The following is a 23,615-nucleotide window of genomic DNA, read 5'->3' as shown; positions in this document are numbered from 1 at the left end:
TTTATCCCCTTAATCAATTGAAAAATGCAAAAACATAATTTTAGTGCCGGTCCCTGTGTCCTTCCTAGGGAAGTACTCCTTAAAGCCTCTGAGGCCGTTATGGATTTTAACGGATCTGGCCTGTCCTTAATAGAAATTTCTCACCGAAGTAAGGATTTTGTGGCCGTAATGGAACGTGCCCGTTCCCTTGTGTTGGAATTATTAAATCTAGAGGGAAAGGGGTATCAGGCCCTATTTTTACAAGGGGGTGCCAGTATGGAGTTTTTAATGGTGGCCTACAATCTTTTGGAAACGAAGGCGGGCTATTTAAATACTGGAACTTGGAGCGATAAGGCCATCAAGGAGGCCAAACTTTTTGGGGAGGTAGTGGAAGTCGGGTCTTCTAAGGACGAAAATTTCAACTACATACCAAAGGGATATGCGGTTCCTTCTGGTTTGGATTATTTACACCTTACATCCAACAATACCATTTTTGGAACACAGTTTAAAAAATTTCCTACGACCGATGCTCCGTTGGTCTGCGATATGAGTTCCGATATTTTCTCACGGGTGCTGGATTTTTCTAAATTCGATTTGATATATGCCGGCGCACAAAAGAATATGGGCCCTGCCGGTACCACATTGGTCGTTATCAAAGAGGAAATATTGGGCAAGGTGTCTCGGAAAATTCCATCCATGCTGAACTATCAATTACATATCGATAAGGAAAGCATGTACAACACCCCACCCGTTTTTGCCGTCTACACGTCCATGCTCACCTTGGAATGGCTAAAGAATATGGGAGGCATCGCCGCCATTGAGGAAATCAACGAGAAAAAGGCCCAGTTACTGTATTCGGAAATCGATTTGAATCCCGTTTTCGAGGGGTATGCCAACAAAAATGATCGTTCCAATATGAACGCCACCTTTAATTTGGCGGAAGAAGGTCTTAAGGATACGTTTGACGCCATGCTGAAAGAAGCCGGAATCAACGGTTTGAACGGGCATCGCTCGGTTGGTGGATATAGGGCCAGTATGTACAATGCCCTTTCCTTGGAAAGTGTTGGAGTCCTGGTGGACGTAATGAGCGAAATGGAACGGAAAGCATAACAAAATGAAACCCTCATCGAGGGAGTTGTTATGGTAAGTAAAATACTTATTCCAGATTGAATATTTAATAATCAGGCTATTGACCACATATTTAACGTATGAAATGAGCCATAACAAGTCTTGATACCCACCTTGATGGTTATTGGTGAATTGCATCTGACCTTTTAATAATATTAAATATAAACAGATGAAAATATTGGCGAACGACGGAATATCCCAGAAGGGCATTTCGCTTCTTGAGAAGAATGGATTTGACGTAATTACTACCAATGTGGCCCAAGAACAACTGGGCAATTTTATAAATAAAAACGAGGTAATGGGACTTTTAGTACGAAGTGCCACAAAGGTCAACAAAGATCTGATCGATGCATGTCCCAACCTAAAGCTCGTTGGCCGTGGTGGCGTAGGCATGGACAACATCGATGTGGAATATGCCCACAAAAAAGGTATCCAGGTAATCAATACGCCCTCGGCATCCTCATTGTCGGTAGCGGAGCTGGTATTTGCCCATTTGTACGGAGGTGTCCGGTTTTTATATGATGCCAATAGAAACATGCCTTTGGAAGGCGATAGCAAGTTCAAGCAACTAAAAAAATCCTACGGAAACGGAAAGGAACTTGCCGGTAAGACTTTGGGTATCATTGGATTTGGAAGGATTGGACAGGCCGTTGCAAAATTGGCCCTTGGTGCCGGAATGAAAGTGGTCTTCTTTGACCCATTGTTGGATGATGTTTCCCTAACATTGTCCTTTTTTGACGGACAATCCGTCACTTTCCATCTAAAAAAAACGGATAAGGAAGAATTGTTAAGGATATCGGACTTCATAACGGTCCATGTTCCCGCACAGAAAAACTATGTTTTGGGCAAGAAGGAATTCGACCTGATGAAAGATGGCGTTGGAATTATCAATGCAGCCAGAGGAGGTGTAATTGATGAAGTCGCACTTGTGGACGCCTTGGAGAGTGATAAGGTTTCCTTTGCCGGGATGGATGTGTACGAATCGGAACCACGACCCGAAATCAGGATATTGATGCATCCTAAAATATCCTTAACACCACACATTGGAGGTGCCACTAACGAAGCACAGGACAGGATTGGGATTGAGTTGGCGGAGCAGATAATTTCACATTTTAAATAGTGCTTTATTGCGACTTTTTTGAACTCTTTTTGTACATTACCAGCAGAACATTAAATTAACTATAAAATGGCAGGATTATTAGATTTATTAAATAGCCCAATTGGCAAACAGGTTATTAGCGGTGTTGCAGGACAGACCAATCAACCGGAAAGTAAAACGGCGGATGTGTTGAGCATGGCCATGCCCCTAATTTTGGGCGCTATGAAAAAAAATGTAAAATCTCCAAGTGGCGCGGAAGGTTTGATGAGCGCTTTGAACAGCAAGCACGATGGAAGTATTTTGGACAATTTGGGAGGATTGTTCCAAGGTGGGGTCGATGATTCCGTAATGAACGATGGAGCTGGGATTTTAGGCCATGTTTTTGGTGGTAAGCAGCCGCAGGTAGAAAATGCCCTAAGCCAGAAATCCGGATTGGACGCAGGAACGGTAAGTCAAATCCTTAAGATAGCTGCACCTATCGTTATGGGCTATTTGGGTAGGGAAACCTCTCAAAACCGTGTTAACGATTCAAATAGTATGAACGCCCTTTTGGGAAGTATGCTGGGCGGACAACCACAACAAAACCAAAGTCTCATAACCACATTATTGGATGCCGATGGTGATGGAAGCATTTTGGATGACGTAGCTGGCATGGTTATGGGCAGCAATAAAAAGAAAGGTGGACTGGGAGGTCTCTTGGGAGGTCTTTTTGGCAAATAAGCTATTTTTAACCTTATTTAACGAAGCCGTTTGATTGTTCAAACGGCTTTTTTGTATCTTAATGATTATGAAAAGGAAAATACTGAATGCATTGTTAAAAATCATGGGCGTTCTCTCGCTCGGCCTTTTATTGGCGCATTGTGGAAGCACCAAGGAGGCACTTTCCATTTCCGATAAAGAAAGGCAGGCGTTCGAGTCAACCAAGGGTGACACTGTTAGAATTGCCAATGAAGAAACTGAATATGAAATCATAATCATAGATCCCGGTTTCTACACTTGGCTAAATTCCATAGCCAGGCCGGAAGGTTATTATTCCCAATCCTTTTTGGAAAACAGGAATATTTTAATGGTCATGGAATGGAATAGACGAGTTTTACAACCTGCACAGTTCAGTCCAAATCTGTACGAATTGCAAATCGATTATAAATCGGAAATTGATTATGGGTATGAAGTCAATTATAAACTCTATAATTACTTTATTTATTTTCAACGCAAATACAATCAAAGACTGGGACCTTTCTTACCTAGGATTTAGGGTTTATCTTTGCCCTGCAAATCAAAAAAAATGCAGAAGTTAAAGAAGCATTGGGGAATACACTCTAATTTCCAACTCATAATAATATTCATCGTTTTCGCTATTACCGGTTCTTCATCGGTATATGTGGCAAAACCATTTTTGGATGTAATTGGACTAGATCAAGACAATTTTCCGGATACTTGGTGGAGTCCAATTGTCTATTGGACATTACGTATACTTCTTATATTTCCCTTTTATCAAGTACTTTTGGTGGCCTACGGATGGTTGTTTGGACAATTCAAGTTCTTTTGGACCTTTGAAAAAAAGATGCTGAAAAGAATGGGGTTTGGCTTTTTGTTTAAGGGTTAAGTTTTATTTAACAATTATTAGGGTAGCATTTGCTAGTTTTGCTGTTATGGGAAGTAGGCTTTTTACATATCTAGCGGCTTTTGTCTTATTCACCTTGATGCTTTTCAAGGTGTCTTCCTTTCATATTTATACACATCAAGATGGTTCCGATACGGTCGAAAACTGTGAAACCTGTTACTTTTCCTTTCAAAATCAGCAAGTAGCGTTTAGCACTGTTTCGGTGCTAATTTTCACGGCATTGGTGCTGATTTATATCGACAGAAAATTTACAAAGGAGACTACTGAACTTTTAAAGTCTCCCAATCTTCCATATACACATTTCGGGAGGCCTCCCCCAAGTTTACGCTAATTTCCATCTTTTCAAATCGGCAAACTATGGTTGCCGATATTATTTAGCGTAAACATCATTTAATGAGGTATTATTTAATACTACTTTTTGTATTTGCTGGCTTCAGGGTAAGTGCCCAGGATTGTAATTCCATTTTGGTGGGAGAGGTATATGATTTTCATGACAATCGTCCCTTGGACGGGGCTACCGTTTCCATAACCGGCAAGGATAGAACTACGCTTTCCAAGGAAGATGGTAAGTTCAGTTTTAGGAACCTATGCGATGGTGTCCTGGAATTGGAGATTTCACATCCGTCATGTACCACAAAGTTTGTGGTCCTAACGATTAAGGGAGATACTTTTGAGAAGGTTTTTTTGGAACATCATTTGGAGGAACTGGAAGAGGTAAAGGTTGTTGGCAATATTCCAAAAAACACGAATTCCGGTCAGGAAGAGCGTTTGTCCCAAAAGGATATCGAACGAAGTAGCGGTAGTAGCTTGGGAGACGCACTAAAGAAAATTACGGGCGTATCCACCTTGAATACTGGTGGCAATATAGTAAAACCTGTCATTCAAGGGTTGAACGGTAGTAGGGTTTTGATACTCAACAACAACGTGCGCATGCAGGATATGGAATGGGGAGATGAACACGCTCCCAATGTGGATATCAATGCAAATCAGGAAATAAGCGTCATCAAAGGTGCCGCAGCACTTGAATATGGAGGGGATGCTGTTGGAGGTGTTATTGTTTTAAACCCCTTGCCCATCGTTCGAAAGGATTCGCTGTTTGGAAAAACACAAATGAACCTTTTCTCCAATGGTCGTGGAGGTAATATCACAAGCACAATTGCCAAGTCCTATGATTCCGGACTTTATTTAAAAGCACAAGGGTCCTATAAGCTTTTGGGCGATTTGGAAGCTCCTGATTATATGTTGTCCAATACAGGCATCAGGCAACTTGGGGTTTCGTTCAATGTTGGAAAAAGGGACTTCGTACAAGGCTGGGAGGCATACTATTCCTTTTTCGATACCGATATAGGAATCCTTAGGGCCTCGCATATTGGTAATGTGGACGACCTAATCCAGTCCATTAATAGTGAGCAGCCCAATGTCATCAACGATTTCACCTATACCATTGCCAGACCCAACCAAGAGGTTTCACACCATCTTGGCAAACTGAATTATTATCGCAGAATGGAAGGGGTTGGCAAGTGGACTGTACAGTACGATTTTCAGAAAAACCGAAGGTTTGAATATGATATTCGGGTTGGTGATGATGCCGACAAAGCTTCCTTGGACTTGCAGTTGACCACACATTCCCTGTTAACGGATGTAAAATTTGATGCGAAGCAAGGGTTGGATATTAAGGTAGGCCTTTTGGGAAGATATCAAAACAACTTTGCCAACCCCGATACGGGGGTTAGACGACTCATACCAGATTATGATAAATATGATTTGGGGGCCTTTGGCGTGGCCGAATACAGTCTAAATGAGTCTTGGACCGTAGATGGAGGTTTGCGCTACGACTTTAACAGGATAAACGCTAAAAAATTCTATCGCACCAGTCGATGGGAAGAAAGGGGGTACGATCAGGATTTCAGTGATATCGTATTGGAAGATTTGGGGACACAACTCCTTACAAATCCAATTTTCAATTTTCACAATTTTTCCGGGAGTGCCGGTCTGAATTATGAAATGGGTGGTGACAATTTGTTACGGGTCAATTACACCTATTCGCAAAGGGCGCCCAATCCAGCAGAATTGTTCAGTGAAGGCCTACACCACTCCGCGGCAAGGATTGAATTGGGCGATTTGCGCATCAACAGTGAAAAGTCCTCCAAAGTTTCCATATCCTTGGAGCGAAACGCCCAGAATTGGGGCTATACAATTGCACCTTTTTTCAATAGCATCAAGGATTTTATACTACTGGAACCCACGGGGGCGGAATTCACCATTAGAGGAGCCTTTCCCGTTTGGTCCTACAGGCAGACCGATGCCACCTTGTATGGATTGGACGTCTCCATATATAATAACTGGAACACAAATATACGTTCGGAACATAAATTCGCCTGGGTTCGAGGTACCGATGTCGTTACCGATATCCCACTGATCAATATTCCTGCGGCAAACTTGAACAATAGTATTGAATTTAAAATTCCTTCGTGGAACAATTTTACGTTTGGCATGGAAAGTCAGTTCGTATTTGAGCAAAAAAGATTTCCCCCAAACATCACCGTCTTCTCACCGGAACAACAACAAGATGTCCTTTTGGCCATCAATACACCACCGCCGGCATATCACTTGATCGCCTTGAACGCGGAAAAGTCTTTTTCACTGTTAAACGAAAATGATTTAACCGTAGGATTGGCTGCGACCAACCTTTTAAATACCTCATACAGGGATTATTTAAACAGGTTACGGTATTTTGTTGATGACATGGGGAGAAACATTAATCTAAGAATAATCTATAATTATTAATAAAAACAAATGACTATGAATACAATTAAAACTAAAATGAAAAACAACAACGCTATCAAATCGATTCTCTTACTATGCTTCGTTGCATTTGGCTTTGTGTCCTGTGATAATGACGATGACAATCCAGCACCAATTGATGAGGAAGAGGTAATAACGACCATGAACGTTACCTTAATGGGAGCCGGAAGTACAATTACCCTTCAATCCCAAGATTTGGATGGGGATGGACCTAATCCACCCGAAATCACGGTTTCAGGAAGTTTAGCGCCCAATGCCACATATAATGGTAGCATTGAGCTTCTGAACGAAACGGAAACTCCTGCAGAGGATATTACCGAAGAAATTGAAGAAGAAGATGAGGAACATCAATTCTTTTTTTCAACCTCAGGTGCAATTACGGGAGTGGATTATGAGGATTTAGATAGTAACGGCAACCCGGTCGGATTGAATTTTACCCTGAACACGGGTGATGCAGGTAGCGGAACGCTCCAGATTACCTTGCGTCACGAACCCAAAAAACCAAATGATGGAACCTTGGCCGATGCGGGTGGGGAAACCGATATCGACCAAGAATTTACCATAACAGTAGAATAAAACACTTTTGTTCCATAGAGATTTTAAATTAAACAAGCACTACTAAAATTGTTCAAGTTGTAAAAAAGACTTTCCGATATAACGGAAAGTCTTTTTTCTTTTACATCTTTTTTCAATAGGATTTAATGGAATTATTCCGATTCCAAGGTATACCACTCAATGTCCGTTAAGGACGCTCTCCTACCCTTTTTAAATGTGGGATAGTTTGTTGTTAGGTAGTCCACAATGATTTGCTGGTTTTCGCCCAAATCCCAAAGCCCCTGTGTTTCCTGCATCCAACGAATGGTTGCGTTCCATTGTTCCTTTCCCATTCTGTTTTGTACGATCAATTTGGAGGAATGGCATGTCGTACAATTGGTAATCACCTCCTGTAGTCCTTCGGCAGCAACCAATCCGGTTCTCACATGAATACCGTCCACAATTTCATCCGGATTTTCATCCGCCACCTCATAGGTATCCTCATATTGGGTCTTCTCAGATTGCTTTTTATACAAATAGACTACACCCAAAGTCAGCATCAAAATAGCAGCAATGGCGATATAACGAATTATCGGTTTTTTCTTCATTAAAAGTTGTTCTTTGTCCTAAACCACTTTAACGGCAATCCTGTGACAGGCATTGTTTAGATACCCCTTTGGGTTCCATCCTGGGAGGACCATCGGTTGTTTTTTTCCATCACTATCCGTAGCTCTGGCCCATACCTCATAATATCCTTTCTTGGGAAATGATACGGAACCTTCAAAATGCTGCCAGGCCAATCGGTTTACGGGTCGCTTTAAGGAACACGGCTGCCACGAAGATCCAAAATCTATGGAAAGCTCCATTTGTGAAACGGCAAGCTCACCAGCCCAGGCATGGCCCGCTATTCGGAAATTGGTGCCTAGTTCGATAACCGCACCGGATTTTGGATAGGTAATCAAGGATTTTACGGGCATGGATTCTATGATACACATACTCTCATCCGCCACTTTATCTCCTGGAGCAACGGTTTCACAAGGAACCCTATACGAACTTCCCCCCATCTTTTCACCATCATGGATTTTATTTCTCACGCTGATTCTATTGATCCATTTACCCGATACGGATGCCGGCCAGCCACCAGCCACCAATCGCAATGGGTAGCCATGTACCAAAGGAATATCCTCACCGTTCATGGCATAGGCAATTAGCGTTTCATCCTGCAGGGCCTTGGTAATGGGAACCCCCCTGGAAATCGGCTCCAGATTGGGGTTCCTACTGAGATGCAGATCGGCGCCATAATATCCTATGTACACCGCATCGGATTTTATACCGACATCCTCCAATACATCCCGCAACCGTACTCCGGTCCATTTGGCACAGGATACCGCCCCTACGGTCCACTGATTTCCTTTGGCAGGAGGATCAAATTCACTTCGCCCATTGCCCCCACATTCCAAAGTTAATTGATAGGTATGGCTTTTAAATTTTGATTTCAACGCGTCGAGCGTATATGTTTTTTCCTGTTTGACCGACTCACCGTCAATCGTTAAGGTCCAATTTGACGCGTCAATTGATTCTGGAACAATGCCGTTGTTCCGTATGAACATGTATTTGTTTGGTGTGATGGCATCGTTGAGCAAGTGGGCCCTAGCTTCCATATTCCAAGGCTTATCGTTAAGTAGGACCATTTCAGGGTCCTTATGGAACATTTTAAAAGGGTCAGGATTTTGGAAAGCCAATGGAACATAGTCTTTCGGAAGTAAATCCTTAAAAACGATATCACTTAAAACGATGGCAGAGAAGCCTCCAAAACTGGCTTTTTTAACAAAATTTCTTCTTTTCAAGATGCGTGGATTTGCTCCTAAAGTTACATCTTTTTAAAATTTCGGAAGAAATTATACCTCTATGGTTTTTCTATTTTTGGCCGACTTGAACACATACGTATAAAACCACATAATGGTAAACGTTGGAATGATATCCAAACCAGGAATAATCTCTTCAATGAAGGTAATGATCCCGGCAGCCTGACCAATTTTTCCTTTGTACATACGTGTCATAAGCCAACCCGATAAAGGGGCCCAAATGACATCAGAAAACTCGCCCACAAATGGAATTGCAAAGGATAGCATTCCAATAGCATCGAACAGAAGCCCTAGGAATAATTGTTTGTATTTTTTATCCGTAGATTTTGACATGACATAAATTTAAAAAACCTACGGAAAATAACAATAACAATACCAAAATTTGAAACTACGAAAGGTCTGAGCTAATCAATTTTAGGAATTCATTTCTGGTTTCAATTTTTTCAAATTGCCCCCTAAAACCAGATGTAGTAGTAACGGAATTTTGCTTTTGGACACCCCGCATCATCATACACATGTGGGATGCCTCAATAACCACGGCCACACCTTTGGGCTTCAACGTATTGTTGATGCATTCCAGAATATCATGGGTAAGTCGTTCCTGTACCTGCAATCGTCGGGCAAAAACATCCACTATCCGTGGAATTTTACTAAGTCCAACAATGTGTCCATTTGGAATATAGGCGATGTGTGCCTTACCAAAAAATGGCAACATATGATGCTCGCACAAAGAATAAAGTTCAATATCCTTTATAATGACCATATCGTCATAATCCTCCTTGAACATAGCCCCTTTCAAAATTTCCTCGGCATCCTGTTTGTAGCCTTGCGTAAGAAACAACATGGCTTTAGCGGCCCTTTCCGGTGTTTTTAAGAGTCCTTCCCTACTTTTGTCCTCCCCTATTTCATCGATTACCGATGCAAATTTTTCCTTGATTCCATCGGTGATTTCCATGTTGTATTCCTCTAAATTTCTATATGGCGCCATTTATTATGTTTAATAAATTAAAATATTCGTTGAACAAAAATATTCATTGATACATCAATTCAAGCCAATATATCGTTAAAATTCGAATACCGAAATCAAATATTTCTATAGTGTGCGTTTCCCTACTGCAAATACTTTCTCAAATGTCCGATGGATTTTTTTATCTGACCCCCATTCTTTATTTTCACCACTTCAATAATCCATGATATGATTACAGCCACGAACATCCATAAATATTATGGGCAATTGGAAGTGTTAAAAGGTGTTGACCTCCATATAAAACAGGGCGAAATCGTTTCTATAGTGGGTGCCTCAGGTGCCGGAAAAACAACACTATTACAGATTTTAGGCACCTTGGACGTTCTTACCAACACCAACGATGGCACCCTGATTGTCAACGGAACGGAGACCACCCAATTGTCCGACAAGGAACTGGCCAAATTCAGGAACGAACACATCGGTTTTATTTTTCAATTCCATCAACTTTTACCTGAGTTTACGGCCTTAGAAAATGTATGCCTGCCGGCGTTTATAAAAAAAACGCCCAAATCAGAGGCGGAAAAAAGAGCCAAGGAGCTGTTGGATTTTCTTGGACTATCGCATCGCTATGACCATAAACCCTCCGAACTTTCCGGTGGCGAGCAACAGAGAGTGGCCGTGGCACGGGCCTTGATCAACAATCCCTCTATCATTTTTGCCGATGAACCTAGTGGTAACTTGGATTCTGAAAGTGCGGACAACCTCCACAACCTGTTTTTTGAACTTCGTGAAAAATTCGGACAAACCTTCGTAATCGTTACCCATAACGAGGAACTCGCGGAAATGGCCGACAGAAAGTTGACCATGGTGGACGGTAAAATTGTGGACAAAGAGGTCATACTTTCCTAATTCCATGTTCGAGGAAATCCTATTGTTTCTTAAAAAACCCGTTTACGAGGAAATGAATTCCCTAAACACCTCAGAAAAACTCAGATATGTACTAAAATTGGTGGTATTGGCCATTGCACTAAGTATCCTCTTGAGCTTCCTCCTTGGTTTATTGGAAACCCTCTTCAATTTGGATTTGGGAAAACATGCTATGGACGATTTTCTAGAAAATTACCCGTTGGTCTACCTATTGATTTTTGCGGTCGTAGGCGCTCCCGTACTTGAGGAAATGCTATTTCGAGGGCCCATGATATGGTTCAAGCATTCCAAGTTTTTCCCGTTCATTTTTTATGTATTGACACTAGGCTTCGGGTTTATGCACATTTCCAACTATGAAATGACCCTTCAAAACCTGGCGTTGTCCCCTATTCTAGTCGCACCACAGTTGGCTGCGGGACTATTACTCGGGTTTGCCAGGGTCAAATTCGGGCTTCTATATTCCATACTACTTCACGCCCTTTACAATTTCGTATTGGCCGGGCCCATTTTAGTGTTCCAACTATTAGATATCCCGATCGAATGAACAAAAAGGAACTAAAGGAATTTTTGGACCAAAAGGTAATCGAATACAACAATCCCAAATTCTTGGAATCTGATCCCATTCAAATTCCGCATCGGTTCAACCAAAAAGAGGATATAGAAATCAGTGGTTTCCTAACGGCGACCATTGCATGGGGTAATCGAAAAAGCATCATCAACAATGCCCAAAGGATGATGGATTTAATAGGCAATAGCCCCTATGACTTTGTACTGAATCATACGCTGGCAGATTTGGATGCTTTGGAAAGTTTTGTTCATAGGACCTTCAATGGAAATGACTTGGTTTATTTCATTCGAAGCCTCAAGAACATTTATGAAAATCACGGGGGACTTGAAGGTATTTTTACCCAAAACCAGGGTAAAACCTCTTTGCAACCCACCATTTCCCTTTTTAAAGAACGCTTCTTTGAACTTCCGTTCGAGAGGCGCACTGCAAAACATGTCTCCGACCCCTTGAAAGGTTCCGCGGCAAAACGAATCAATATGTATTTACGTTGGATGGTGCGTAATGCCAATACCCAAGTGGATTTTGGATTATGGCAGCACATACCAGCTTCCAAATTGTCCTGTCCCTTGGATGTACACTCCGGAAACGTGGCCCGCAAACTAAAACTGCTCAAACGCAAACAGAACGATGCCAAAGCATTGGCCGAACTGGACAGGAACTTAAGAAAACTTGATCCCGTTGACCCCGTAAAATATGATTTTGCCCTTTTTGGTTTGGGTGTTTTTGAAAAATTCTAGTTCACGGTTTCAAATTCCCTATCGGTCAGGGTTTTTAAGAATGCGATAATGGCCTTTGATTCGTTGTCCGTCAACCCCAGGGAATCCGCAGGAAGGGTCTGGTTGGGAACATAAAGTCCCATTCCCTGTCCACCACCTACATTATAAAAGGTGATGACTTCTTCCAAGTTGTCATACACGCCATTATGCATGTAGGGCGCTGTCAATTCACTATTTCGAACGGTAGAAGTTTTAAAAAAATTACGTTTTTCAGCTACCTTGTATGGAAAATATTGTCCCATATCCTCATCCAATTCAGGATGGTCAAAGTCATCTGTTTTGGGTACGCCCAAATTTTCAAATTCGGTTTCCATGTATTTGGGAGGAACCGTACCATTGAAAACAGGGGGAAAATGACATGTGGCGCATGCAGCCTTGCCCATAAAAAGATTGAAACCTTCTATTTCCTCGTCCGTAAGTGATGCTTCCAAATCCTGCATATTTCGGTCAAATTTGGAATCGAAAGGAGCCAAGCTTCGTATGTACGTCGCAATGGCGTTTCGTACATTCAGGTCGGAAATGGTACCGTTGTACAAGGAATCGAACTGAATCTTATAATCCGCATTCGCTAGAACTTTTTGCTCCAAAAGTTTTAAATCGATATGAAACTCGTCCTCATTGTTCGCCACGTTTACGATTTGATCCTCCAGACCATCCGAACGACCATCGTAAAAGAACGAAGTTTGATAGGCGGAGTAACTTAACGTAGGTGTGTTTCTTTGAAGCTCTTTATTGTTAATGCCGATTGCTATTTTCCGTCCGTCCGTAAAGGCTTTCTCCTTTATATGACACGAGGCACAGCTTATGGTTCCAGTACTTGATAAAGAAGGGTCGTTGAAGAGTTTTCTTCCCAATTCAATGCGATCTTGGGTCATTTGTGGCTCCCGTTGTTCCGAAAACATTTTCATATTAAAAAAGTCTTTATCGAAAAGATTGGCAACTGAAGGATTTAAAGTGCGGGACGTGTTCATGGTAATCCCCCAATCTTTGGCCGTTAGATTTATCAATTCCAATTGTTTGTTGGTGTGATCTTTTATAAAGGCGTATCGGTCAAAACTGTCAAAATCGGAAGTATTTAAATCCTTCATCGTTAAGGCGATTTCGGTCTTCCAATGCTGATAGAGGGATTTATCGTTGAAGGCATTTTCATAAATATCGATAACCTTGGCAAGGGTTTCGTAATTGTATACCGCCTCGTTCAATGAATTGGACAACATGGGGGAATCAAAGCCCGTAATGCCCTTGGTCGCAATGTTAACAACAGCATCACGAATCATCTTGAGGTGATGTCGATCTCTTTGATTAATCAAAATATGATTCTTTCTAACAAAAGGTATGCGCACCTTTAAATAGTCCAATACGGTATTCAATTCCTTGTTGTAAAAGTCTTCTTCGGCAAACAAAAGTTCCTCCAGAACTTGAAAACTTTTCGGGTGAAGCACCTTAATATCCTGATAATCGTCTATTTCTACCTTTACTAGGTTTGGTGCGTTCATGGAAAGGTAATTTTCATAATCGTAAGCGATGAGCATGGGCTCTACCCTCTTATACCATTTTCTAGACTTTAAATATAATTCCCGATTGGCCGCTACCGAGTTTAAGGTATCCATTTGTGAAATAAACTGCGCCGTGCTATCCAAAGTAGTGAAGTAATGCGCTCGTATGGATTTATTAAATGCGGATTCCATGTCATTTGAAGCCAACAATTTAGTTTCCATATCCCCTTTGCATGAAATCATCAACACAAATGTGGCACCCATAATCAATCCCAAATCTTTTATTCCCATTTTCATTCAATTTTTAAATAGACAAAAAGGGGCCCTTTTCTAAGAAACCCCTTTGAATAAAATTCTAAATCCGATTATCTAGGTAAGCCTGTTACTTTAAAAAGGAAGGAACCTTCCAAGGTAGCACTGGATTCATCGATGGCCGTTGGATCCACAAATTTCAATCCGTCCGCACGAACGGCAGTTTCTGGAGTCGTACTAAAATTCCATCCATGTACCTGTGCACCGCCCATAAAGGTTGGCTCGGAAGCACCAATTACATCGGTCACATCTATTAGACCAGTTATTTCCCACATGTCGGTAGTAGTTCCCAAACCAAGTCCGGCGGCAACTGTCTGGTTACACTCCATGACCTCTAAAAAGGCACCGGTATTCAAATCCAATTGCCATAATTTTGCAAATCCGGAAATATCGGCATTTAAAGAAGCATAACCGTTGGGGTCTTCTTGGATATAGGCATAGTTTTCTGTTACCAAAATATTATCCGGAGAATGCATTCCATCACCCTTTCCGCCTTCCAAATCACCATCCACCACAACGGTCAATTTGGCGTCACCGGTAGGATTATCTGGATTGAGTTCCAATTTATATACCCTACCAAATCCGGTCCCTCTCAAGTTAAGGTCCGGGTTATCGCCCCGAATCCTTCCGGTGGCATTGAAATAAACTTCCCTATTGGCCTGGGCAGAACCCTTTCTCCAGTCGATATCCTCAATTCGCTGAAAGCCTATCGCAGATGAATCGATGGCCTCTTGGTTCAATTCGGCCAAGGTCCTTTCCGTAACTTCTACCCATTCAACATCATACTCGATATCTTCGGCCATTCCCATTTCAAACAATTGTCCACCTGCACCAGGTGCGGATTCCACAGGGTTTTTCCCTCTCAATACATATAATTTCCCACCATACAAATCTCCTCTGGAACCTACGTACATTCCAAAATGAGCTTGTGGATAGGTATTATTACTATCATCATCTCCCATAAACACAACGGTTTGGGACGGATAGGCATCCTTACCTATCACCACGGCATTTTCCGTGGACCACTCGCCCATAGCAGGAAGTCTTTCGGCCTCTACCCTATTTTCTGCGGCCCTAAAAGGATTTACTTTGTAGACGCCTTTGGCGTTTCCTCCCCATTCACCGCCGGAAAGGTACAAAGGCCCAAATCCATGTTCCTCAACGGTTACCGAAGAACCGGAACACATAGCGGTAAAGGCAGTGGCGGTTGAATTGACGATGTAATCCCCTTCCATGGGCTCTAAATTCGAGTTCATTCGGATTCGGGCAATGGAATAATCGGCCTCCAAATTGTTGATAAATGCGTACGTGCCATCTCCATAGGGATACAAAGCGGCACCGTCCATATAAGAACCGTATACAAAGGTGGAATCCGATGCCAAGATATCAGCGGAAGAAAGAATCATTTTTAGATTGGCGGAACTTGCAAAAGAACCTTTCAATTCAAAAACATCATCAGGCACTACAGAACTGGTCAAAGGTACCATTTCCTCAATGGTAAGGTCCTGTCCGTCCTCGCCATCCTGACCATCTACCCCATCCCTTCCGTCAACACCGTCGATGCCGTCACGACCGTCCATACCATCGATCCCGTCCTCTGGATTACAACTAACGGCCGCAATCCCAAGCAGGGAAAGTGCACAGATTTTAAACAATACATTTTTTGATTTTTTCATTTTCGTTACAGTTTTCAGGTTATGAATAGTCCAAAACTATAACGAGTACCTTGTTATAAGGTGTCCTTAAAATTAGGAATGTATTACGATTAGTTTTCCTAAAGGTTAAGACTTTAAATTAATGTAAATTGATCGTTTAAAATATTCTGGCATAACGTTTCAGCCAACGATGCCCATATTGCCCAAGTCCAGCATTTGTTTTTTTCCGCCTTCCGCAATGAATCTGTAAATGGCCTCCACAATGATCATGTCCCTTTTCCCCATTTCCCCAGGGGCCACATTTGGTGTTCCCATGAGTATGTGTTTGGCAAAATCGTCCATTTGAAGGGCCTGCTGCCTTTGGTGGGGAAAACTGATGACGTTTCCGTTGGATGTTCTACCACTGATAGGCCCATAGCTATGGGCAGGATCCAATTCAAACCAACCATTGCTGCAATGTGATTTTAGCCGATTTCCATTGGCATTGTGCGATGTCATCATATGGGCGACAGCATCATTGGGAAATTCGAATTGGGCGGTGATAGTCTCATCCGTATCCTTAAAATAATCGGGTCTGGTACTAAATTCCTGTGCCGAAACCGAAGAAGGATTTGCCCCACATCCATAAATACTGGTCTGAATGGAATATACGCCCATGTTCATTAAGGCCCCGCCACCCGATAATTTCTTGTTCAATCGCCATTGGTCCGGATTGCCCCTGGAGATATATCCGGCATCGGAGGAAACAAAATGAACATCGCCAAACGTTTTTTCGGCTACATATTTTTTCACCTCCTTGGTATACGGGTCGGACTGCATTCGATAGCCAACTGAAAGTTTCACACCGGCCTTGTTACAGGCACCGATGATGGCATCGCATTCGGCCACACTAATGGCCATCGGTTTTTCGCAGATAACATGTTTCCCTGCCTTTGCTGCACGAATGCTAAAATCTGCATGCATGCTGTTTGGTAGCACCACATATACGATATCAATGGCCTCATTGTTAGCTATGGAATCGAAGTTCTCATAGTTATAGGTATTCTCAACCGGTATACCATACTTTTCCTGCCAGGTCTTTTCCTTTTCCTTAGTTCCCGTAACGATGCCGGCTAGATAACAGTGCTCAGTGTCCTGCAGGGACGGAGCCAATTGATACGTACTGTAGCTGCCGAGACCCACTAGGGCGACACCTAATTTTTTATTCTGTGGTTTTTTTCCATTGGCACATGCAATACTGGTGGCTCCCAATAATGTAGTTGCGGTTATACCTTTTCCTAAAGTTATTCCAAAATCACGTCTGGTGAAAATCTTCATTTTTAAGTTTTTTATTTACAATTAACCAATTTGATGCCTTTTTAAATATAACAAGAATAAAAATCTTATTTCATGGAATGGAATAAAATCACATTAGCTAATAATTGGTTATTTTTAGGGGACTAATTCAGAGAACCTATGAAACGATTATTTTTACCAACCATCCTAGTTTTATTATTGCACGTTAAATCCAAGGCCCAAGGAAGGGAACTTCCAGTGGATACAGTAGTTACCACCCAACATAGCGTTGTCATAAACGGGACTTCCATTGATTATACCGCAAAAACGGGAACGCAGCCCGTTTGGGACGAAAATGGCGATCCCATTGCCTCCTTGCATTATACCTATTATACCCGTAATAATGTTAAGGACCGTGCGGCCAGACCTTTATTGATTTCGTTTAACGGCGGGCCTGGTTCCGGTTCCGTATGGATGCATTTGGCCTATACGGGCCCCCGTATATTGAACATTGATGACGAGGGATATCCCGTGCAACCTTATGGGGTTAAGGAAAACCCATATTCCGTTTTGGATGTAACCGATGTGGTCTACGTAAATCCCGCGAACACTGGGTATTCCAGAACGATTCCGGAAACAGGCGATAAGGTGGACCGTAAAAAGTTCTTTGGCATCAATGCCGATATCAAATACCTCGCAGAATGGCTCAACACCTTTGTTACGCGAAACAACAGATGGCGTTCCCCAAAGTACCTTATTGGGGAAAGTTATGGTGGTCCCCGTGTAATGGGGCTTTCCCTGGAATTGCAAAACGCACAATGGATGTATTTGAACGGGGTAATCCTGGTCTCGCCCGCCGATTATAAAATCATCAGAAATTCCGGACCCGTTGCCGAAGCGATGAACCTGCCTTACTATACGGCAGCTGCATGGCATCATAAGGCATTACCCCCGACATTGCAAAACAAGGATTTACTTGAAATTTTACCCGAATCAGAAGAATATACCATCAACACCTTGATTCCCGCGTTGGCGAAAGGTGGGTTTATACCGAATGCGGAAAGGTCTGCGGTTGCCGAAAAAATGGCCTATTACTCCGGATTGGAAGCGAAAGATATTTTGGACCAGAATCTGTCCGTTCCTACTTCATTCTTTTGGAAAAATCTGTTGAAGGAAAAGGGAGGATATACCGTTGGGCGATTGGATTCCAGGTATTTGGGAATGGACAAACAGTTGATGGGCATGCGACCCGATTATAATTCTGAACTTACCTCTTGGCTCCACAGCTTTACCCCCGCCATAAATTACTATCTGCAGGAGGAATTAAAATTTAAGACCGACATCAAATACAATATGTTCGGTCCGGTGCATCCATGGGACAACTCAGATGAGAATACCCGTGAGAACCTAAGACAGGCCATGGCGCAAAATCCGTATTTGAATGTCATGGTACAATCCGGATATTACGATGGCGCCACTACGTATTTCAATGCAAAATATCTGATGTGGCAAGTGGACCCCAGTGGTAGAATGAAAGACCGATTCAGTTTTAAGGGGTATCGTTCCGGTCATATGATGTACCTTCGTAAGAAGGATTTGCAAAAGGCCAATGATGACATTCGTGAATTCATCAAAAACACGCAAGCAAACGGCAAAAGTGCAAAATACTAGTATTCGCCGCTGAGAACACTTGGCGAAATTGCCAAAACGGAAAGCGAGGTAGCTGGGGAAATAGAATCCATTGGAAAATGATCATGTTCAATTTTAAATCCAATGGCCTCTCTATAAAGTTGCGCTCGCTTTCTTTTTTTCTTTTGTTTGAAAACATCGATGGTGACACCTACACTAACACCACCAAGGACGGTCGCCAATAGATCGGAATTGTCCCAACCACCATATTGGTTTTGATCAATGCCCTCTTTTGCCAAGCCTATGAGTAAGCTTCCGCCTATAGATCCGGCAAAAGTCCAAGCCCTATTGCCATCTGATATTTGATTGGCAACCCCTGCCCCTACCATTCCAAAAAGATTGCCGCCCACAAAGTGAAGCACCTTATCCTCTCCAATTTGGGAATAACCTTTTAATACAAAAAAGAGGACACAGAAAAAAAGTATAAATGTTCTCATACCCCGCAAATATATAGAAAGCATTGGTTTGTTGCGGTTTTTTATCCGATAATCAAAAAGTACATATTTCCCCAGGGCTTCACAAATCACCTTTGACCTTACTAGTGTACCAAAAGCTATCCCGAATCACTTTACATTAAAACTTTAGTTTAAAATAGTATCTTAGGGCTTTATTCAACGTCTTGGAGATCAAAAGCTATTTAAGGACAAATAAAATAATTCACCTGGCCTTGGTGGCCGGTGTTTCGGTTTTTCTACTTCTTTCCTATTTAGGCTCAGGGGAATTTAATGCCAAAATGGATGATTCAAATCCATTTTTATACCTCGTTCCCATTGTGGCAATCGCTGGTTATTTTGGGAGTCAGTTTATTTTTAGAAATCAGATTTCTGCCATAGAAAAAACAATGCCATTGGAGGAAAAATTGAAAAGATACCAGTCCGCATCGATCGTTAAATATGCCTTATTGGAAGGCCCCGCTTTTTTGGCCATAGTCGCGTATAATACATCCGGTAATGCCTTGCCTTGGGTCATAGCCGTGTGTTTGGTCCTGTACTTGGCCGTTCAACGGCCAAACCTTCAAAAGCTCTTGGATACGCTTCCTTTGACATCGGACGAAAAAAGAAAACTTCAACACAATCACAATCAATAACTTACAAATGAAAAATTTCAAGTTTTTGCTTATGGGAATCCTTGCCACTTTTTTATCCCAGCACACGGTTTTAGCTCAGGATTGGGCCAACTTAAAAATGTTCCAAGAGGCCAATGGATCTTTGGAAGCCCCCAAAGAAAATGAAGATAGGGTCGTTTTCATGGGCAATTCCATCACCATTGGTTGGCTGAATTCCAGACCGGAATTCTTTGAGGGAAAACCGTATGTAAACAGGGGCATTAGTGGACAGACGACGCCCCAGATGCTGATTCGCTTTCGGCAGGATGTGGTGGACCTTCATCCAAAGGTGGTGATCATCCTTGCCGGAACCAATGATATTGCCGGGAACACGGGACCGTCCACATTGGGAATGATCATGGACAACATCAAGGGCATGGCCGAAATTGCACACGCCAATGATATTAAAGTGGTATTGTCATCTACCTTGCCGGCGTATGATTATCCTTGGAAACCAGGGTTGGAACCCGCCGGAAAAATTGTGGCACTTAACAAAATGATAAAGGCCTATGCCGACGAGAAAGGGCATATCTATCTAGACTATTTCTCGCAAATGGCGGATGAGAGGAACGGATTGCCAAAAAAATATGCAGATGATGATGTCCACCCCACCGTTGAAGGATATAAGGTCATGGAGCCTTTAGTGGAGGAAGCCATTGAGAAAGCCTTGAAAAAATAGCCCTTGAAAAAAAAGGATTTACAAGAGGATATATCGACCCAAAACTGGGACAGCATCATCATAGGTTCTGGTGCTGGGGGGCTGACCACCGCTTTATGCCTTGCAAGGGCCGGACAGAAAGTCCTATTGTTGGAACAACACGACGTACCCGGAGGATGGTGCCATAGCTTTTATCTGGAGGGACACCGATTTACTCCGGGTGTACATTACATTGGGTTGGTAGGTGAAGGTGAATCTACCAGTAACTTGTACAAAGGTTTGGGTATTGCCAATGATTTGGTGTTTTTTAGGATGAATCCCGATGCTTATGAACATGTGCATATTGGAAACCACCGATTTGATTTTCCCGATAATCCCGAAGAACTTGAAAACCGATTGATTGACAGATTTCCGAAGGAAAAAAAAGGAATCAAAAAATACCTAAAGCTAATCCGACTGGCAAGCGAGGAACTCTACTCCTTACCCTACATAAAGGGTTTTTGGAAAAAATTGACCATTCCGTACAGAACCCGGCATTTTGGCAAATACGGTTTGTTCAGTCTCAAAAGGGTCATAAATTGGCATATCAAAGACCCACTTTTAAAAAATGTCCTAAATATTCAATGTGGCGACCATGGGGTTCAGCCAAAGAAAGCTGCGTTTATTCTTCATGCAGCTTTGATGTACCACTATTTTAAAGGAGGATACTATCCCATGGGTGGCGGAGGTGCCTTGGTAAAATCAATGACCAACAAATTCAAGGAATATGGAGGTGTCCTTAAAACTTCCACCTCCGTTAAAAAAATACTGATCGAAGGCGAAACGAACAAGAAAGCTACCGGAGTGGAACTTGCCGATGGAAGGCAAATTTTCGGGAAGCATATTGTTTCCAATGCGGATGTCGGCATCACGTACAACCAACTCATCGGGAAGCAGCACCTAAGCCCAAAACTTCAGAAAAAACTGGAAAAAACGATATATTCATGCACTTCGCTCATGTTGTTTCTATCGGTGGATATGGATGTGCGAAAGGCCGGTTTGGACTCCGGAAATATTTGGGTTTTACCGGATAGGGATATGGATGATTACTATGACGGCATAATGAAATCGGACCTTCAAAAGGTCGAATTTTTCGAGGCGCTTTTCGTGAGCTGTACCACCTTGAAAGACCCTACAAGTTTTGATGGAAAGCACCATTGCCTGGAAGTAATCACCTTTATAGACTACAGGACATTTGAGCCTTTTGCGGAGGAAAGTGCCGAACGGTCGGAAAAATATCTGCGGTTTAAGGAGGAACTCACCCAAAAAATGATTTTAGGTTTGGAAAAAGTTGTCCCGAGTATCAGCAAGCACATCGTGCACCAAGAATTGGGCACCCCAATTACCAACCAATATTACATCAATACAACAAGAGGAAATGTCTACGGAACGGAAAAAAGCTTAAAGCATATTGGACCTTTTGCATACAAATCCAAAAGTGAGATAGAAAACCTATATCTATGCGGTGCCAGTATTTTATCGCACGGTGTGGCCGGGGCAAGCCATTCTGGGGTAAATACGGCAGCGGTTATTCTAGGATGCCACGCCGATGAACTAAAAGAACCCCAGGAAGGGCAGGAATTACTCATTTTGGAGGCCGAAGACACTTCCAATAACTACCCGGAGGAGATACAAAAGAAAATCAGGCTACGACAAAAAAGGACGCAGGAAAAATCAAAAAGCTTGGCCTAACCAAAAAGCAGCGGAAAAAACTTACCCTCCATTTTCTGCCCCTTTGAAATAGGTGGGACACCCTTTAAGAGTTCATCATTGGTATTGCTTACCGTGCCATCTGCAAAAACGTTGAGGACAAAGGCCCTTCGAGGCCTATTCGATTTGTTTTCATAGGAACCATGTACCATTAAGGGATGGTGAAAAGTGGCATAGCCTTTCTTCAAGGGAATGGGAACAGGGTTAAATTCCCTGCGCTGATCTTCGGTCAAATAGTCCAAAAGCCCCTCCATGTTTCCGGCAAGTTCAGGGGCATCCAGCAATCCCCAATTGTGGCTTTTTGGCACATAATACAAGCACCCGTTTTCTTCGGTGGCATCGTCCAGACCTGTCCAACAGGTTAAATGTTGCATGGCCACGGTGCGTGTCCAATACGAATAGTCTTGGTGCCAGGCCACTACCCCACCGTGCTTTGCAGGTTTGTAAAAAAGCTGGTCGTGCCAAAAACGAACTGCCCTATTACCCAACAATTGATATGCCGCCATTACAAACGCCGGATTCCATAGAACATCATGAAAGCCTTCCGTAATCCTCCAATGCCCAAGGGAATGAAACAATACGGAATCCTGGTCCTTGGATTCGTTACTGTGAAATTCGTAAAAAAGCGAGTGTGCAGGATGTTTGGGATCCATAAGCTCGTCTAATTCCTTTTGCAAGTGTAAAATTTGCCCTTCGTCCAACAGTTTGATGCCGGATACATATCCATATTCCTCGTAATGGGTCAATTGGGCTTCGGATAGTTTATAAGCCTCCCATTCATCCGCTGTTTTGGGGAATTTAAAAAGTTCTGAGATGAGCGAATGTCGCTCTGCCAAATCCTTAATTTGCATCGGTCAAAAATAAAAAAGGTTACCCTTAAAGATACTGAATTCTATTTTCTATATTGACTTATAAATCCAACTATTATGAAGTACTTTTTACTTGCCATCACTCTAGGTATTTTCGTTTCCTGCACTGAAACTAGCAACGATGCGGAGGACATCGACCAAATCAAAAAAATCTTACGTGACCAACAAACTAGCTGGTCCAACGGTGATATTGAGGGTTTTATGGCCGGATACTGGGAGAGCGACTCCCTTAAGTTTTACAGTGGTGCCAAACTTTCCAAGGGCTGGGAGACAACCTTGGAGAATTATAACCTGCGCTATCCTTCAAAAGCACATACGGGCAAACTCCAATTCAAAATTGCAGATATTTCCAAAATAAACAAAGATGCCTATTGGGTGATGGGAGAATATCATTTGACCCGGGAAGTTGGGGATGCCAAAGGGACCTTTCTCATTATTTTCAAAAGAATTAATGGGGATTGGAAGATAGTGGCCGATTCATCTTGCTGATCATATTCCATATCCCACTTTTCCTTATTTTTGACAAATTTCACAA

General features: G+C 42.4%; 24 protein-coding genes. 15 read left to right on the top strand and 9 right to left on the bottom strand.

The window, feature by feature from the left end:
- The first annotated feature begins 24 nt into the window (after positions 1-24).
- From serC to PP181_RS09165, 7 genes are all read left to right on the top strand, one after another.
- Complete coding sequence (gene serC / locus PP181_RS09195) at positions 25-1,089, top strand: 3-phosphoserine/phosphohydroxythreonine transaminase (protein WP_154919506.1); 1,065 nt, start codon at positions 25-27, stop codon at positions 1,087-1,089.
- 187 nt (positions 1,090-1,276) lie between these two features.
- Positions 1,277-2,227, top strand: coding sequence for a D-2-hydroxyacid dehydrogenase (locus PP181_RS09190; RefSeq protein ID WP_272636856.1), 951 nt, complete (start codon positions 1,277-1,279; stop codon positions 2,225-2,227).
- Positions 2,228-2,293: 66 nt separating this feature from the next.
- Positions 2,294-2,926, top strand: a complete 633-nt coding sequence (locus PP181_RS09185) for a DUF937 domain-containing protein (RefSeq protein ID WP_154919510.1) — start codon at positions 2,294-2,296, stop codon at positions 2,924-2,926.
- Positions 2,927-2,993: 67 nt separating this feature from the next.
- Entirely contained in the window at positions 2,994-3,461 is a 468-nt protein-coding gene (locus PP181_RS09180) for a DUF6146 family protein (RefSeq protein ID WP_272636855.1), read from the top strand.
- A gap of 30 nt (positions 3,462-3,491) precedes the next feature.
- Entirely contained in the window at positions 3,492-3,812 is a 321-nt protein-coding gene (locus PP181_RS09175; RefSeq protein WP_272636854.1) for a DUF6787 family protein, read from the top strand.
- 411 nt (positions 3,813-4,223) lie between these two features.
- Complete coding sequence (locus tag PP181_RS09170; protein ID WP_272636853.1) at positions 4,224-6,617, top strand: TonB-dependent receptor; 2,394 nt, start codon at positions 4,224-4,226, stop codon at positions 6,615-6,617.
- Between the two features lie 15 nt (positions 6,618-6,632).
- Positions 6,633-7,211, top strand: a complete 579-nt coding sequence (locus PP181_RS09165; RefSeq protein WP_272636852.1) for a type 1 periplasmic binding fold superfamily protein — start codon at positions 6,633-6,635, stop codon at positions 7,209-7,211.
- A gap of 131 nt (positions 7,212-7,342) precedes the next feature.
- Here PP181_RS09165 and PP181_RS09160 read toward each other — a convergent pair whose 3' ends face one another.
- From PP181_RS09160 to folE, 4 genes are read right to left on the bottom strand one after another with little or no spacing between them, the layout of a single operon-like run.
- Complete coding sequence (locus PP181_RS09160; RefSeq protein WP_272636851.1) at positions 7,343-7,777, bottom strand: monoheme cytochrome C; 435 nt, start codon at positions 7,775-7,777, stop codon at positions 7,343-7,345.
- An 18-nt stretch (positions 7,778-7,795) separates the two neighbouring features.
- The gene (locus PP181_RS09155) at positions 7,796-9,016 is read right to left on the bottom strand and encodes a sulfite oxidase (RefSeq protein ID WP_272636850.1); all 1,221 of its coding nucleotides are present in this window, start codon (positions 9,014-9,016) and stop codon (positions 7,796-7,798) included.
- Positions 9,017-9,067: 51 nt separating this feature from the next.
- A complete protein-coding gene (locus PP181_RS09150) occupies positions 9,068-9,367 on the bottom strand; it encodes a hypothetical protein (RefSeq protein ID WP_138258098.1) in 300 nt (99 codons plus the stop codon).
- 55 nt (positions 9,368-9,422) lie between these two features.
- Entirely contained in the window at positions 9,423-10,022 is a 600-nt protein-coding gene (folE, locus tag PP181_RS09145; protein WP_138258097.1) for a GTP cyclohydrolase I FolE, read from the bottom strand.
- Between the two features lie 207 nt (positions 10,023-10,229).
- Here folE and PP181_RS09140 point away from each other — a divergent pair, with 207 nt between their 5' ends.
- Genes PP181_RS09140 through PP181_RS09130 form a run of 3 tightly spaced genes read left to right on the top strand, consistent with a single transcriptional unit; the run spans position 10,230 to position 12,233 of the window.
- A complete protein-coding gene (locus PP181_RS09140) occupies positions 10,230-10,910 on the top strand; it encodes an ABC transporter ATP-binding protein (RefSeq protein WP_272636849.1) in 681 nt (226 codons plus the stop codon).
- 4 nt (positions 10,911-10,914) lie between these two features.
- Positions 10,915-11,472 (top strand): CPBP family intramembrane glutamic endopeptidase, encoded by a 558-nt coding sequence (locus PP181_RS09135; protein WP_272636848.1) that lies wholly within the window; start codon positions 10,915-10,917, stop codon positions 11,470-11,472.
- Positions 11,469-12,233 (top strand): TIGR02757 family protein, encoded by a 765-nt coding sequence (locus tag PP181_RS09130; RefSeq protein WP_154919526.1) that lies wholly within the window; start codon positions 11,469-11,471, stop codon positions 12,231-12,233. The genes PP181_RS09135 and PP181_RS09130 overlap by 4 nt, the downstream gene beginning before the upstream one ends.
- Here PP181_RS09130 and PP181_RS09125 read toward each other — a convergent pair.
- The 3 genes from PP181_RS09125 to PP181_RS09115 all read right to left on the bottom strand — a co-directional run bounded on the left by PP181_RS09125 (position 12,230) and on the right by PP181_RS09115 (position 17,052).
- Complete coding sequence (locus PP181_RS09125; protein WP_272636847.1) at positions 12,230-14,059, bottom strand: cytochrome-c peroxidase; 1,830 nt, start codon at positions 14,057-14,059, stop codon at positions 12,230-12,232. The genes PP181_RS09130 and PP181_RS09125 overlap by 4 nt on opposite strands.
- Before the next feature lie 74 nt (positions 14,060-14,133).
- Positions 14,134-15,756 (bottom strand): alkaline phosphatase PhoX, encoded by a 1,623-nt coding sequence (locus PP181_RS09120; protein ID WP_272636846.1) that lies wholly within the window; start codon positions 15,754-15,756, stop codon positions 14,134-14,136.
- A gap of 159 nt (positions 15,757-15,915) precedes the next feature.
- Complete coding sequence (locus PP181_RS09115; RefSeq protein WP_272636845.1) at positions 15,916-17,052, bottom strand: Gfo/Idh/MocA family protein; 1,137 nt, start codon at positions 17,050-17,052, stop codon at positions 15,916-15,918.
- A gap of 138 nt (positions 17,053-17,190) precedes the next feature.
- On the opposite strand from PP181_RS09115, the gene PP181_RS09110 reads away from it, so the two are divergent.
- Positions 17,191-18,681, top strand: coding sequence for a S10 family peptidase (locus PP181_RS09110; RefSeq protein WP_272636844.1), 1,491 nt, complete (start codon positions 17,191-17,193; stop codon positions 18,679-18,681).
- On the opposite strand, the gene PP181_RS09105 is transcribed toward PP181_RS09110, so the two are convergent.
- Positions 18,678-19,136 (bottom strand): hypothetical protein, encoded by a 459-nt coding sequence (locus tag PP181_RS09105; protein ID WP_211361176.1) that lies wholly within the window; start codon positions 19,134-19,136, stop codon positions 18,678-18,680. The genes PP181_RS09110 and PP181_RS09105 overlap by 4 nt on opposite strands.
- A 182-nt stretch (positions 19,137-19,318) precedes the next feature.
- On the opposite strand from PP181_RS09105, the gene PP181_RS09100 reads away from it, so the two are divergent.
- The 3 genes from PP181_RS09100 to PP181_RS09090 are packed head-to-tail and all read left to right on the top strand — an operon-like array spanning position 19,319 to position 22,193.
- A complete protein-coding gene (locus tag PP181_RS09100) occupies positions 19,319-19,786 on the top strand; it encodes a hypothetical protein (RefSeq protein WP_272636843.1) in 468 nt (155 codons plus the stop codon).
- Positions 19,787-19,793: 7 nt separating this feature from the next.
- On the top strand, positions 19,794-20,483 hold the full coding sequence (locus tag PP181_RS09095; protein WP_272636842.1) for an SGNH/GDSL hydrolase family protein: 690 nt from the start codon (positions 19,794-19,796) through the stop codon (positions 20,481-20,483).
- Between the two features lie 3 nt (positions 20,484-20,486).
- Positions 20,487-22,193, top strand: coding sequence for a phytoene desaturase family protein (locus PP181_RS09090; protein ID WP_272636841.1), 1,707 nt, complete (start codon positions 20,487-20,489; stop codon positions 22,191-22,193).
- Here PP181_RS09090 and PP181_RS09085 read toward each other — a convergent pair.
- On the bottom strand, positions 22,190-23,062 hold the full coding sequence (locus PP181_RS09085; protein WP_272636840.1) for a phytanoyl-CoA dioxygenase family protein: 873 nt from the start codon (positions 23,060-23,062) through the stop codon (positions 22,190-22,192). The genes PP181_RS09090 and PP181_RS09085 overlap by 4 nt on opposite strands.
- A 75-nt stretch (positions 23,063-23,137) precedes the next feature.
- On the opposite strand from PP181_RS09085, the gene PP181_RS09080 reads away from it, so the two are divergent.
- Positions 23,138-23,569 (top strand): YybH family protein, encoded by a 432-nt coding sequence (locus PP181_RS09080; RefSeq protein WP_272636839.1) that lies wholly within the window; start codon positions 23,138-23,140, stop codon positions 23,567-23,569.
- Positions 23,570-23,615: the final 46 nt, after the last annotated feature.

It is taken from the genome of Maribacter sp. PR66 (assembly GCF_028464205.1).
GTDB lineage: Bacteria > Bacteroidota > Bacteroidia > Flavobacteriales > Flavobacteriaceae > Maribacter > Maribacter flavus.
The sequence above is the reverse complement of the archived record's forward strand: the minus strand, read 5'-3'. Positions and strand labels throughout refer to the sequence as shown.